Genomic DNA, 13,041 nt, shown 5'->3' with positions numbered 1-13,041 from the left:
ACATGACCACCACCACGTCCATCGCACCAGCCACCGAGACGGCCGCCCGTGACGGAGTGCGCGACCTCCGAGGCGTGCTCTTCTTCCCGGTGACGCCCTTCGACGCACAGGACCGGGTCGACCGGGACCTGCTCGTCGGTCACGTCAGCGAGGGGTTCGCTCAGGGCGCGGGCGCGGCCTTCGTCGCGTGCGGCACCGGTGAGTACCACGCGCTCTCGCTCGACGAGTACCGCGTCGCCGTGCACGCCGGCGTCGAGGCCGCTGCCGGTACCGGGGTGGTTCTGGCCGGCGTCGGCGGTCCGCTCGGCCACGCCCGAGACGGTGTGCGCATCGCCGAGGAAGCGGGCGTCGACGGTCTGCTCGTCCTGCCGCCGTACCTCGTCCGCGGACCGCAGGACGGCATCGCGTCCTACATCGAGGCCATCGCGAAGTCCACCTCGTTGCCGATCATCGCCTACCACCGCGGAACGGCGCACTTCAGCGAGGCCACCGTGCAGCGCCTGCTCGCCCTGCCGAACCTCGTCGGCATCAAGGACGGCATCGGCGACGTCGCACTCATGCAGCAGTTCGTGCTCGCCGCGCGCCGCGCCGGTCGCGACGACGTCCAGTTCTTCAACGGCCTGCTCACCGCCGAGGCGAGCCAGGCGGCCTACCGCGCGGTCGGCGTTCCCCTGTACTCCTCGGCCGTGTTCGCCATGGCCCCACGGATCGCGAACGCCTTCTACGCCGCGTACCAGGCGGGCGACAACGACGAGCAGGCGCGTCTCCTCGACGGGTTCTACACGCCGCTCGTGCGCCTCCGCGACCAGACTCCAGGCTTCGCCGTCTCCCTCATCAAGACGGGTCTGCGGCTGCGCGGCCTCGACGTCGGATCGGTGCGGGCCCCACTCGTCGACCCGTCGCCAGCCCAGACCGAGCAGCTGCGGCTGATCCTCGAGCGCGGCGAGGAGCTCGTCCGATGAGCCTGACCGAGACCACGACGACGGTCGTCACCTCACCGTCTGAACTCGACCGCGTGCTCGACGCTGCCGTCGTCGCGCGCCGTCCTGCCGCCGCGAGCAGCAGCGCGGAGCGGACCGCCTGGCTGCGCGCCGTCGCCGACCGCCTCGACGCCGCACGCGATGAGCTCGTCGCACTCGCCGTCGTCGAGACCCACCTGCCGGAGGCGCGCCTCCAGGGCGAGGTGGGGCGGACGACCGGACAACTCCGCCTGTTCGCCGACGCGCTCGACGAGGGCTCCTACCTCGAGGTCGTCATCGACCACGCCGACCCGACAGCGACGCCGCCGAAGCCGGAGCTGCGCCGCATGCTCGTGCCGGTCGGCGTCGTCGCCGTGTACGCCGCGTCAAACTTCCCCTTCGCCTTCTCCGTCGCCGGCGGTGACACCGCATCAGCTCTCGCGATCGGCTGCCCGGTCGTCGTGAAGGCGCACCCCGGGCACGCTCGCACCTCGCAGCGCACAGCGGAGCTCGTGACCGAGGCGCTCGCTGCAGTGGGTGCACCCGACGGTGTCTTCGCGCTCGTCTCCGGGTTCGACGCCGGTGTCTCGCTCATCCAGGACGAGCGGATCGCCGCCGCCGCGTTCACCGGTTCGGTGCGCGGTGGCCGGGCGCTCGCCGACCTCGCCGCGGCCCGACCGCGGCCGATCCCGATGTTCGGAGAACTGGGCAGCATCAACCCGGTGGTCGTGACACAGGCGGCGGACGACGCTCGTGGTGCGGGTCTCGCCGCCGGGCTCGCCGGGTCGTTCACGCTCGGTCTCGGGCAGTTCTGCACGAAGCCCGGCATCGTGTTCGCGCCCGTCGGTTCTGCGCTCGAAACGGCGCTCGTCCCGCTCGTCCCGTCGACCGGTGGCACGATGCTCACCGATGCGATCGCCGGCGGCTACGTCGACGGCGCGCACCGACTCACGGCCCTCGACGGTGTCGAGGCGATCGTGCCCGCGACCGAACCGGGCACGCCGTCGCTCTTCGCCGTCTCGGTCGACACCTTCCTCCAGCAGGCGGAGGCGCTGAGCGAGGAGGTCTTCGGACCGACGACGCTCGTCGTGCGCTACTCGACCCCGGCCGAGCTCACAGCAGCTCTCGAGCAGCTGCCCGGTTCACTCACCGCGACGCTCCACGCTGAACCGCAGGAGTCCGTCGACGACCTCGTCGCCATCCTCTCGGAGAGGGCCGGACGCGTCCTCTTCCAGGGCTGGCCGACCGGCGTCGCCGTGAGCTGGGCGCAGCACCACGGTGGACCGTGGCCGTCGACGAACACCCAGCACACCTCGGTGGGCGTCACCGCCGTGCGTCGGTTCCAGCGGCCGCTCGTGTTCCAGGACGCACCGACGGCGATCCTGCCGCCCGTCCTCCGCGACGACACGACCGTGCCCCGCCGGGTGGATGGCAAGCTGGTCCCGTGACCCAAGCCCCGCTCCAGCCCGAGTCCCCGTCCGCAGCGCCCGATACGGTGCCCGCCGAACTCGCCGCCGGTGCCGACCTCCTCGCGCAGATCGACGACCGTGGGCCTGGGCGCGGCTCGATCCCGCCGCGCGCCGCACTGTCGTCCGACGCTCCGAGGCAGTCGCTCGCCGGCACGTGGGCGTTCCGGCTCGTGCCGACCCCGCGCGACGTGATCGACGATGGGTGGCTGCACGACGTCGCGGCCACGGCGGACCCGATCGGCTGGGGCGAGATCCAGGTGCCGGCGCACTGGAACCTCCAGGGCTACGGTTCGCCCGCCTACTCGAACGTGCAGTTCCCGTTCCCGATCGACCCGCCGCACGCCCCGCAGCAGAACCCGGTCGGCGACTACCGTCTGGTCTTCGATGCCGACGCCGCGGTGCTCCCGCATCGGGTGCTGCTGCGGTTCGACGGCGTCGAGAGCGCCGCGACGGTGTGGCTGAACGGCATCGAGCTCGGGACGACGCGGGGGAGCCGACTCGCGCACGAGTTCGACATCACGGAGGTGCTGCGAGCGGACGGGAACGTGCTGGCCGTGCGGGTCGCCCAGTTCTCCGCGATGAGCTACCTCGAGAACCAGGACATGTGGTGGCTGCCCGGCATCTTCCGGGAGGTCTCGCTCCTCGCCCGCCCTGCCGGTGGCCTGCGCGACGTCCACGTCACGACGTCATGGGTCGGCGGCATCGGCGCCCAGCAGGGCGATGCGACGCTCGAGCTGGCGGTCGAGCGCGAAGCCGGCGGATCCGACGCCGTCGTGGTGGAGATCCCCGAGCTCGGCTTCCGGCAGGAACTCGGGCACACGGGTGTCGGGACGATGGCGTTGACGGGGGTGGAACCGTGGACGGCCGAGACGCCGCGCCTCTACCGTGCAACCGTCGCGACGGCCACCGAGGCCGTCGAGCTGCGCCTGGGGTTCCGCACGGTCGACGTCGTCGACGGCGTGCTCCGCGTCAACGGCGCACCGATCCTCCTGCGCGGGGTCAACCGTCACGAGTCCCACCCGGAGCGTGGACGGGCCGTGCTCCGCGAGGACACCCGCGCCGAACTGCTGCTGATGAAACAGCACAACATCAACGCGATCCGCACGGCGCACTACCCGCCGCAATCGCACTTCTTCGAGCTCGCGGACGAGCTGGGTTTCTACGTCGTCGACGAGTGCGATCTGGAGACCCACGGCTACGAGTACGTCGGCTGGCGAGGCAATCCCAGCGACGACCCGCGCTGGCTCCCCTCCTTCCTCGATCGCATCGAGCGGACCGTCGCCCGCGACCGCAACCACGCCTCGATCATCATGTGGTCGCTCGGCAACGAAGCGGGCACGGGGTCGAACCTCGACGCGATGGCCGAGCGGGCACGCACGATCGACCCGAGCAGGCTCATCCACTACGAGGGCGACTGGTCGAGCGGATCGGTCGACGTGTACTCGCGCATGTACGCCTCACAGGAGGAGGTCGAGGAGATCGGCCGCGCCATCGACGAGGAACCTCCGGCGGAGGAGGGCGAGCGTGAGCGCCGGCGCCGCACGCTGCCGTTCCTGCTCTGCGAGTACGGACACGCGATGGGCGCCGGCCCCGGTGGGCTCCGTGAGTATCAGGAACTGTTCGAACGGCACCGGCGCATCGCCGGCGGGTTCATCTGGGAGTGGGCGGACCACGGTCTCGCCGTGACGCTGACCGACGGTCGACGCGTGCTGCGCTACGGCGGAGACTTCGGCGAGACGACGCACGACGGGAACTTCGTCATCGACGGACTGGTGAGCTCCGACCGTGAGCCGAGACCAGGCCTCGTCGCCTATGCAACGCTCATCGCTCCGGTCGGGCTCGCGCTGGCCGACGACGCCGTCAGCGTCTGGGTGACCAACAAGCACGACCACCTCGACCTCTCCCACCTCGACCTGCGCTGGACACTCGTGAGCGACGAGGAGTCGGCGGAGGGCACGGTGCCGCTGTCGGCGGTTCGTCCGGGCGACACGGTGCGCATCGTCCTCCCGGGCTTCGCGGACGCAGAGCGGCGTCAGGTGTTCACGGTCTCCGTGGTCCTGCGGGTCGCCTCGCCGTGGGCCGCCGCAGGGCATGTCGTCGCATCGGCTGCTCGTGTGCAGGGCTCGAAGGCGCTGCCCCAGGCGGCGTCAGCGAGAGCCGTGGTCGTCGACCGGGAGATCGCCTTCGCGGGTGCCCGGTTCGACCGGCGGACGGGCCGACTCCGTGCGCTCGGCGGTCTGGGCGTCGACGGTCCGCTGCTCGGCCTCTGGCGCGCGCCGGTCGACAACGACCTCGCTCCCGGATGGGACGAGCCGAGCCTGCCGTCGATGGAGGAGCGCTGGCGCACGGGCGGCCTCGACCGCCTGGAAGAACGCCTGGTCGGTATCGAGGAACATGACGGCACCCTGCTCGTGCGCACGAGATCCGCTCCGCCCACGTTCGATGTCGGCGTCGACGTCGAATACCGCTGGCAGGCTGCGGCGGACGGGCTCCTGCTCGACCTGACAGTGGAGCCGACCGGACCATGGACCATCGACTGGGCACGCCTCGGCCTCGACCTCAGCGTCGACGCGGCGCCCCGATCGATGCGGTGGTGGGGTGCCGGGCCGGGGGAGAGCTGGCCGGACGTCGCGGACGGGGTGCTTCCCGGCCGGTTCGAGGCGGACGTGAGCGCGCTCCGCACCGACCATGTGCGACCCCAGGAGAGCGGGTCGAGGCGAGCCGTCCAGGACGCCGTGATCGAGCTCACCGACGGGTGGTCGCTGCTCGTGCGCAACGACGCGGAGTTCTGGCCCGACGGACTCGCGGTGACGGTGTCGGAGTTCTCGCGAGCGCAGATCGCTGCGACGACGCACGCCGATGCACTGGTCGCCGACGGCCGGACGCACCTGTCGCTGGACCTCGCGCAGCACGGAGTCGGCACCTCGGCGTGCGGGCCCGGTGTGCTGCACCCGTACCGGCTGTCGCCCCGTGCGGCCCGCGCCCGCCTGTGGTTCTCGACGGCCAGCGCGATGCGCTGAACCGAGCGCGGGTCTCCGGAGGGTAGCGCTCGCGCCAGTGGGGTGCGCTCGGTCCAGCGCACCGCGCTGGCACGCCCCACGAAGGCGGTCAGGGAGTGGGGTGTCGGCCCAGCCACCAGCCGGGGGAGGCGGCGATGATCGTGCGGGCGGCCGCATCGATGTCGTCGAGGTCGCCGGAGAGCAGCCACTCCTCGATCGCGCCGACGGTCCCGGTTCCTGCGTAGGCGACGAGCATCCGGGCGTGGCGTTCTGGGGAGATGCCAGCCTCCCGCATCGGCGCGATGTGCGGATGCCGGGTCAGGTGGTGTGTCAGGGCGTTCTCGATGCGGTTGATCAGTGCGTCGCGCAGGGGGCCGACCAGCCGCGGGCTCATCGCATTGCGGTAGATGGTCGCGTGCCCGGCGACGTGCTGCAGGAGGTCGCGCTCTGACTCGTCGAACACGCTCAGCTCCGTGTCGCTCCGGTCGGGGAGATCGGCGTGCGCGGCGAGGAACTCGTCGAGCTCTTCGCCGAGGAAGTCCGCGAGGAGGTGCACGGGTGTCGGCGCATGGCGATAGAACGTGTCGCGGGTGATGGATGCCGCCCGTGCGACTTCCGCCACCGTCACCTGCTCGATCGGCTTCTCCGCGGCCAGCACGTAGATGGCATCGCGCAGCGAACGACGGGTGCGCGCTTGGCGAGGGTCCATCCGTTCACTCTAGGTGCCGGGCGAGTCTCGACGCAGCTCGGATCCGCGCCTGAGCTGGAGGATTCCTGAGACTCGGGCCACCGGAATTGCACCATATTGCGGAGAGTGCAATACTGCACTCTATGACACAGAGTGCAAATGTGGAGCCCGGCTCGCGACTGTCCGAACGGATGGCCGCGACTGCCGCGCGACTCACCACCGTGTCCCGCCGCCTCACCGCCGCCAACGGCCTGAACGGCTTCACCATCGAAGAGCTCTGCGACGAGGTCGGCGTCTCCCGCCGCACCTTCTTCAACTACTTCCCGAGCAAAGAGGACGCCGTCCTCGGCATCGACGAATCCGAGCAGGCCGAGCGGATCGTCGCGGAGTTCCTCGCTCTCGGCTCCCGCGGGTGGCGCGCCGTCCTCGACGACCTCGTCGACATCGTCGCCGCCCACGCCGAGCACATCGGCCTCGGCCTCGCTGAGCACGTCGACTTCCACGCCGCTCTCGAGCGCGAACCGAAGCTCCTCATCCGCTTCATGGGCCTCAATCGCGAACGCGAGCAGCAGTTCGTCGCGGTGATCGCCAAGCGCGAGGGTGTCGCCGCAGACGACCCGCGAGCGCGCGCCTGCGCCGAGCTCTTCGGGGTCGCCATCAAGACCACGATGGTTCGCCTCCTCAGAAGCGGAGCCGACTTCGACCACGGCACCGACTTCGACATCGTCGGGTCGATCAACGATTCACTCGCCGCCTTCCGGACCGTGCTCGATCCGGCCAGCCGCACCGACCGGCCGCACTGACCCGCTCCAGCGCTTCGCCCCCCGTCTTCCCCGAACGCCCCGAAACGACTCCCACCACTCACCGAAAGGAACGCCCGTGACCGCCGCCACCGCCGCGCCCGCTGAGGCGCCGATGCTGCTCACCAAGCGCCGCATCTGGATCATCTTCGCCGCCCTCATCGCCGGCATGCTGCTCTCGAGCCTCGACCAGACCATCGTGTCCACCGCCATGCCGACGATCGTCGGTCAGCTCGGCGGCGTCGACCACCAGGTCTGGCTCACCACCGCCTACCTCCTCGCCACGACGATCGTCATGCCCGTCTACGGCAAGTTCGGCGACGTCCTCGGCCGGCGCCGACTGTTCCTCGTCGCGATCGCCCTGTTCACGATCGCCTCGATCGGATGTGCCTTCGCGGGCGACTTCACGCAGCTCATCGTCTGGCGCGCCGTCCAGGGCCTCGGTGGTGGTGGTCTGATGATCCTGTCGCAGGCGATCATCGCCGACATCGTCCCCGCCTCCGAACGCGGGAAGTACCTCGGCCCGCTCGGTGCGGTCTTCGGTCTGTCGGCCGTCGGTGGCCCGCTCCTCGGTGGGTTCTTCGTCGACCACCTCACCTGGCAGTGGGCGTTCTACATCAACATCCCCGTCGGTATCGCCGCGTTCGCCGTCGCCTGGTTCACGCTCAAGCTGCCGAACAAGAAGGCCACAGCACCCATCGACATCCTCGGTGTGATCTTCCTCTCCGCCTTCACCACCTGCCTCATCTTCTTCACCGACTTCGGCGGCGATGCGACGCACGGTTGGGGTGCGATCGAGACCTGGCTGTTCGGCATCGGCATGCTGCTCGCCGCACTGCTGTTCGTGATCACTGAGGCGCGCGCCAAGGACCCGATCATCCCGCTGTCGCTGTTCAAGAACCCCACGTTCATCAACGCGACCGCGATCGGCCTCACCCTCGGTCTCGGTATGTTCTCCGCGATCGGCTTCGTCCCGACGTTCCTCCAGATGTCGTCCGGCACCTCGGCCGCAGCCTCTGGTCTGCTGATGATCCCGATGATGGTCGGCCTCATCGGTGCGTCCGTCGTCTCCGGAAACCTGATCACCAAGACGGGCAAGTACCGCCTGTTCCCGGTGCTCGGGACGATCATCACGGCCGCGGCGATGGTCGCGTTCACGACGCTCAGCGCCGACACCCCGATCTGGTTGATCTGCGTGTTCCTGTTCGTCTTCGGCATCGGTCTCGGCCTCATCATGCAGGTCGTGGTGCTCGTCGCCCAGAACTCGGTCGACGCCTCGATGGTCGGAACCGCGACCAGCACGAACAACTACTTCCGCGAGGTCGGTGCGTCGCTCGGCGTGGCCGTGTTCGGCACGATCTTCACCACGCGTCTCACAGCGAACCTCACGGACGTCTTCGCGAGCTCCGGTGCGAGTGCCGGCGATGCGTCGAACGCTGCGGCGACGATCGACCCGCAGACGCTCAGTCAGCTGCCGGACGCCATCCGCGATGGTGTGGTCGGTGCGTACGCCGACGCCCTCGCCCCGGTGTTCTGGTACCTGCTGCCGTTCATCGGCGCCGCCTTCCTGCTCTCGCTGTTCCTGAAGCAGATCCCGCTGTCGGACGTCGCCGGGCTCGTCGCACGCGGTGAGGCCGTCGGCGGCGACGAGGCCGAGGCGATCGAAGCGCAGCAGCGCGGCAAGGTGCTCGCATCGGCGAACGGTGCAGCCGAGTCGGCTCCGGCCGTCGGAGACGGTTCCGAGCCGCAGGCCGAGGCCCCGGCCGTGGATCGCGGAGAGCGCTGACCCCGGTCCGGGCGGACACCCGGACCTCGGTCGTCCTCCTGGAGCCCCGTGCACACGTGAAGCGTGCCCGGGGCTCCTGGCATCCCACCCGCAGCGAACGCGCTTATCCTGAAGGACGTGAACGGGGAACCTCAGCAGGCGTCAGTCGTACGGCGGGCCGCAGTGGTGTTCAACCCTGCGAAGGTGTCGGTCGCCGCGCTGCGCTCAGCCGTGGCGGCGCGCGAGTCGACGGCCGGCTGGGCGGCGTCCGAGTGGTTCGAGACGGACCGATCCGACGACGGCCTGGCAGCGGCTGCCGCTGCCGTCGCCTCGCAGCCGGCGCTCATCCTCGTCGCCGGTGGCGACGGCACACTCCGGGCGGCGGCGCAGGCCCTCGCCGGGACCGGTGTCCCGCTCGGTCTGCTGCCGTCCGGCACGGGGAACCTCTTCGCGCGTGAGCTGCGGCTGCCGCTCAACGACCTCGCCGAGTCCGTGTCGACCGCCTTCGAGGGCGGCGACCGCGCAGTCGACGTCGGTCTCGCGGTGCTGGAGCGCGCGGACGGCACCGAGACGCACCACGTCTTCCTGGTGATGGCCGGCATCGGGCTCGACGCCCACATGGCCGGGCACACGAACGAGCGGCTGAAGCGCCGCATCGGCTGGCTCGCCTACTCCGACCCCATCGCGCGGAGCGTCGTCGGCAACCGGCAGTTCGACCTCCGCTACCAGCTGGATGAGCGGCCGGAGGTGTCATCCCGCGCGCACACCGTCATCGTCGGCAACTCCGGCACACTGACGGGCGGCATGCTGCTGCTGCCGGACGCGGTGATCGACGACGGCCGCCTCGACGCCGTCATCTTCCGGCCAGGCCGCGGCTCGGGGTGGACGAACATCGGGTACCGTTTGGCGTTCAACCGGATGCTGCACCGCACGCGCTTCGGACGCCTGCTCGCGAGTGTCACGCCGAAGCCGCGCGCGATCCGTTGGGCGCAGGCGACCCGGATGCGGGTGCGGTTCACCGAGGCGCAGGAGATCCAGCTCGACGGCGACGCCCAGGGGCTGGTCCTCGGTGCGTCCCTGAGTGTCCACCACCACGGGTTGAGCTTGCGGGTGCCTCGGGCGGTCGCGGTCTCAGACGGTTCCGCGGGGCGAGCGTCCACATCTATCTGACATGTGACTTATAGAGGCGTATGCTGGAACCGCTGGCCAGAGCGGGCGAGCAGAAACGGAACCGCATCATGTCTAACCACACCATCCAGGGCCGGTTCGCCGGCAAGGTCGCCATCGTCACCGGAGGCGTCTCCGGCATCGGCGCCAAGATCACCGAACGACTCGTCGCCGAAGGCGCGTCGGTCGTGGTCGCCGACATCAACGCCGACCTCGTCGCCAGCGCGAGCGAGACGTTCGGCGCCCAGGTCCACGGTCGCCGAACCGACGTCACCGATGAGGGCGACTTCGCGGGCCTCGTGGCCGAGACCGTCGAACGATTCGGCACCCTCGACCTGCTCTTCAACGTCGCCGGCGGTTCGCGCCCCGGCACACTCACCGACATCTCGTTCGAGGACTGGGACTTCACCGTCCGGCTGAACCTCTACAGCGCGTTCAACGGCACGCGGCTCGCGGCGCGGCAGTTCCTCGCCGAGGGGAAGGCGGGCGCGATCGTCAACATCGCCTCGCTCAACTCCATCGTCCCGATGCACTTCGGTGTCGGATACACGGCGGCCAAGGCGGGCGCGGTGATGCTCACGAAGCAGGCCGCACTCGAGCTCGGTGAGCACGGCATCCGCGTGAACGCCGTCTCGCCAGGCCTCGTGGCGACGCCGCTGACGGCGTCGCTCACCGACATCCCCGGTGTGCAGGCGGCGTACGACGAGCGCATCCCGGTGCGCCGTGCGGCTCAGCCTGAGGAGATCGCGGCGGCGGCCCTGTTCCTCGCGAGCGACGACGCGTCGTACATCTCGGGCGACAACCTCGTCGTCGACGGTGCCTGGTCGACCACCGGCTACCCCGACCTGCGCCCCTTCCTCAGCTGACCCGGCCTGCTCGGGCACCTGCCGGCCGCGTGCCGCGGGGTCCTGGGTCAGCGGACGACGAGTCGTCCGGCGGTGAAGGCGCGCGACGCGTCGGCGATCGTCTCGAGCGGTGTCGACACGGCGGCCGAGCCGATCGGGAAGCCGCGCTCGGCGATGGTGGCGAAGAGTCTGGGCGACAGGGTCGTGCGGATACCGGGGCTGGTGGTCGTCACCCCTGGCAGCAGGTGGAAGGTGATGACGCGGTGATTGCCTCGGCTGCGGAGGGAGAGGCGGTCGAACGCCACCCACGGGATGTCGACGGTGCCCTGCGGCAGTGTTCCGTGCAGCCCGGACGCGTCGAGCACGAGCACGGTGCGCTCGACCGACTGCAGGCCGCGGACCCAGGCGAGGCGGAGCGCGAGGAAGAACGCGTACGCGAATGCGACGGCGAAGGGGAACACCGAGAGGGCGCCGAGGGCGAAGCCGTTGACGGAGGCGCCGAGCGCGGCGAACACGATGGCGAGCAGACCGCTGCCGACCGCGAGCCCGACGGTGGCGATGAACGCGCCGCGCGTGGCCCGATCGCTCGCGACCGGGTCGGAGGCGACCACGAGGGGCGGGAACGTCGGCTGCTGCGGGAACTCGGTGCTCATCCGTCCAGTATCGCGCGTCAGTGGAACTCCGACGGGTGACCAGCGCGGTGCGCTGGCCGCTGCCGCGGGCCATGGGTGCGAGCGCGGGTCCCCAGAGGCCCGCGCTCGCACCAGTGCCCCGCGCTGGGACGGGCGCACCGCGGCGGCACCGCGTCCGGGGTGCTAGACGAGGTCGAAGGTGACGACCTGCGGGCCGGGGGTGGTGCGGGCCGGGAGGTCGACACGCACGCCGCCGTCGATGACCGCAGCCGCAATCGGGGTGCCGTCGAGCAGACGTGCCGAGTCCACCGCCAGGGCATCGGGCGCGACCGTCAGCGTCACGGACCCGTCGGCGTCGACGATCGCGTTCGCCGTGCCGCCGGCTCGCGTCCAGCGCGTCCATGGGCTCTCGGAACCCGAGGCGATTGAGGCGTCAAGCTGACGCGACCCGAAGATCGCGGCACCGTTCGTGGCGTTCCACGCACCGAGCGTCTCGAGCGTCGCCCGCTGCTCCTCCGGCACGGTGCCGTCGGCCTTGAGCCCGATGTTCAGCAGCAGGTTGCCACCACGCGCCACGATGTCGACGAAGTAGCGGATCGCCGCCTCGCCGTCGAGCATGTGCGAGGCGTCCTCGAGCTGGTTGTAGCCGAACGAGTAGCCGATCCCACGGCAGTTCTCCCACGCCCCTTCGGTCACATCCCCCATCTGGTACTCGGTCGTCCGGTAGTCCCAGTGGGTGTCACCCCACCGGTCGTTGATGAGACCGTCCGGCACCGCAGCGTAGAAACGGTCGAAGAGGGGGACGAGTCCGTGCGGGCCGGCGTCCTTGCCCGGGTCGGGCCACTCGATGTCGTTCCAGAGGATGTCGGGCCGGTAGCGGTCGATCAGATCGACGATGTGGTTGTAGGCGAACTTCGCGTACGGGTCGTCATTGGCGCGGTTCGTCCAGCCCTCCGGCCCGTCCGTCTCGACGACGGGCTCTGAGGGGGAGAAGTGCCAGTCGAGACCGCCGGAGTAGTACACGCCGAACTTCAGACCTGCGCGCTTCGTCGCGTCGGCGAACTCACCGACGAGGTCGCGCTTCGGGCCGCGCGCGACGGTGTTGCGGCCGTCCGTCGCGGGTGCGTCCCACAGGGTGATGCCGTCATGGTGCTTCGTCGTCGGCACGAAGTAGCGGGCGCCGGTCTGCTTCACGAGTGCGATGACGTCGTCGGCGTCGAAGCGTTCCGCCTTCCACAGATCGAGCAGGTGGTCGTAGTCGACGTCGCCGAACGTCTCCCGGTGGTGCTGCTGGGCCGGGCTGCCCTCGATGCGGATGGAGTTCGCGTACCACTCGGCATAGGGGTTGTGAGCGAAGTCGTGGGCGTGGTCGTCTGCTCCGAGCTCTCCGATCGGCTCGGCCCACGCGGCGACCGAATAGGCGCCCCAGTGCACGAAGACACCGAGCTTCGCATCGGAGAACCATTCGGGCGTCTCGCGCGCGAACTCCTCGAACTCGGACAGTCGGACGGAGTCGTCCTTGAACATGGCCATGGCGGGATCCTTCATCGTTGATGGTCGGGTGGTGCGGCGTGCAGCCGGGGAGCCGGCGAACGCGATTCATCCGTACTCTCCGGGGCGAACACGTCCAAACTGTCGCAAAACTGGCCGGATTTCAAGAGTTGACAGAAAAGACATCGGATGTTTAGATCACTTCACGTCCAGCCTCTGTGACTCG

Annotated in this window: 10 protein-coding genes; 7 read left to right on the top strand and 3 right to left on the bottom strand. The window is 70.0% G+C overall.

Features of this window, described 5'->3' with window-relative positions; all coding sequences use genetic code 11:
* Positions 1–2: 2 nt before the first annotated feature.
* The 3 genes from KXS11_RS08680 to KXS11_RS08670 are packed head-to-tail and all read left to right on the top strand — an operon-like array spanning position 3 to position 5,448.
* Positions 3–962 (top strand): 5-dehydro-4-deoxyglucarate dehydratase, encoded by a 960-nt coding sequence (locus KXS11_RS08680; RefSeq protein WP_437385159.1) that lies wholly within the window; start codon positions 3–5, stop codon positions 960–962.
* Positions 959–2,407 carry an aldehyde dehydrogenase (NADP(+)) gene (locus tag KXS11_RS08675; protein ID WP_437385158.1) on the top strand — a complete coding sequence of 483 codons (1,449 nt, stop codon included), beginning with the start codon at positions 959–961 and terminating at the stop codon, positions 2,405–2,407. Before KXS11_RS08680 ends, KXS11_RS08675 begins: the two co-directional genes overlap by 4 nt.
* Entirely contained in the window at positions 2,404–5,448 is a 3,045-nt protein-coding gene (locus KXS11_RS08670) for a glycoside hydrolase family 2 TIM barrel-domain containing protein (RefSeq protein WP_437385157.1), read from the top strand. The genes KXS11_RS08675 and KXS11_RS08670 overlap by 4 nt, the downstream gene beginning before the upstream one ends.
* An 88-nt stretch (positions 5,449–5,536) precedes the next feature.
* Here KXS11_RS08670 and KXS11_RS08665 read toward each other — a convergent pair whose 3' ends face one another.
* Complete coding sequence (locus KXS11_RS08665; RefSeq protein WP_437385156.1) at positions 5,537–6,136, bottom strand: TetR/AcrR family transcriptional regulator; 600 nt, start codon at positions 6,134–6,136, stop codon at positions 5,537–5,539.
* Positions 6,137–6,258: 122 nt separating this feature from the next.
* Here KXS11_RS08665 and KXS11_RS08660 point away from each other — a divergent pair, with 122 nt between their 5' ends.
* The 4 genes from KXS11_RS08660 to KXS11_RS08645 all read left to right on the top strand — a co-directional run bounded on the left by KXS11_RS08660 (position 6,259) and on the right by KXS11_RS08645 (position 10,713).
* Entirely contained in the window at positions 6,259–6,918 is a 660-nt protein-coding gene (locus tag KXS11_RS08660) for a TetR/AcrR family transcriptional regulator (RefSeq protein WP_437385155.1), read from the top strand.
* Positions 6,919–7,030: 112 nt separating this feature from the next.
* Positions 7,031–8,701 carry an MDR family MFS transporter gene (locus KXS11_RS08655; protein ID WP_437385494.1) on the top strand — a complete coding sequence of 557 codons (1,671 nt, stop codon included), beginning with the start codon at positions 7,031–7,033 and terminating at the stop codon, positions 8,699–8,701.
* A 117-nt stretch (positions 8,702–8,818) separates the two neighbouring features.
* Positions 8,819–9,850, top strand: a complete 1,032-nt coding sequence (locus KXS11_RS08650) for a diacylglycerol/lipid kinase family protein (RefSeq protein ID WP_437385154.1) — start codon at positions 8,819–8,821, stop codon at positions 9,848–9,850.
* Positions 9,851–9,918: 68 nt separating this feature from the next.
* Positions 9,919–10,713: an SDR family NAD(P)-dependent oxidoreductase gene (locus KXS11_RS08645; protein WP_437385153.1), complete on the top strand. Its 795-nt coding sequence runs from the start codon at positions 9,919–9,921 to the stop codon at positions 10,711–10,713.
* A gap of 47 nt (positions 10,714–10,760) precedes the next feature.
* Here the strand turns inward: KXS11_RS08645 and KXS11_RS08640 are convergent, their stop codons facing one another.
* Together KXS11_RS08640 and KXS11_RS08635 are read right to left on the bottom strand one after the other, a co-directional pair.
* On the bottom strand, positions 10,761–11,345 hold the full coding sequence (locus KXS11_RS08640; protein ID WP_437385152.1) for a hypothetical protein: 585 nt from the start codon (positions 11,343–11,345) through the stop codon (positions 10,761–10,763).
* 162 nt (positions 11,346–11,507) lie between these two features.
* Entirely contained in the window at positions 11,508–12,857 is a 1,350-nt protein-coding gene (locus tag KXS11_RS08635) for an alpha-L-fucosidase (RefSeq protein WP_437385151.1), read from the bottom strand.
* Positions 12,858–13,041: the final 184 nt, after the last annotated feature.

It is taken from the genome of Plantibacter flavus (genome assembly GCF_051487245.1).
In the GTDB taxonomy this organism is placed as follows: domain Bacteria; phylum Actinomycetota; class Actinomycetes; order Actinomycetales; family Microbacteriaceae; genus Plantibacter; species Plantibacter flavus_B.
This window is presented reverse-complemented; position numbering and strand designations above follow the sequence as displayed.

Coding starts and splice junctions, on each gene's coding strand:
- KXS11_RS08680 (WP_437385159.1), top strand. CDS start 3: ATGACCACCACCACGTCCATCGCACCAGCCACCGAGACGGCCGCCCGT.
- KXS11_RS08655 (WP_437385494.1), top strand. CDS start 7,031: ATGCTGCTCACCAAGCGCCGCATCTGGATCATCTTCGCCGCCCTCATC.
- KXS11_RS08640 (WP_437385152.1), bottom strand. CDS start 11,345: ATGAGCACCGAGTTCCCGCAGCAGCCGACGTTCCCGCCCCTCGTGGTC.
- KXS11_RS08675 (WP_437385158.1), top strand. CDS start 959: ATGAGCCTGACCGAGACCACGACGACGGTCGTCACCTCACCGTCTGAA.
- KXS11_RS08635 (WP_437385151.1), bottom strand. CDS start 12,857: ATGGCCATGTTCAAGGACGACTCCGTCCGACTGTCCGAGTTCGAGGAG.
- KXS11_RS08665 (WP_437385156.1), bottom strand. CDS start 6,136: ATGGACCCTCGCCAAGCGCGCACCCGTCGTTCGCTGCGCGATGCCATC.
- KXS11_RS08660 (WP_437385155.1), top strand. CDS start 6,259: ATGACACAGAGTGCAAATGTGGAGCCCGGCTCGCGACTGTCCGAACGG.
- KXS11_RS08645 (WP_437385153.1), top strand. CDS start 9,919: ATGTCTAACCACACCATCCAGGGCCGGTTCGCCGGCAAGGTCGCCATC.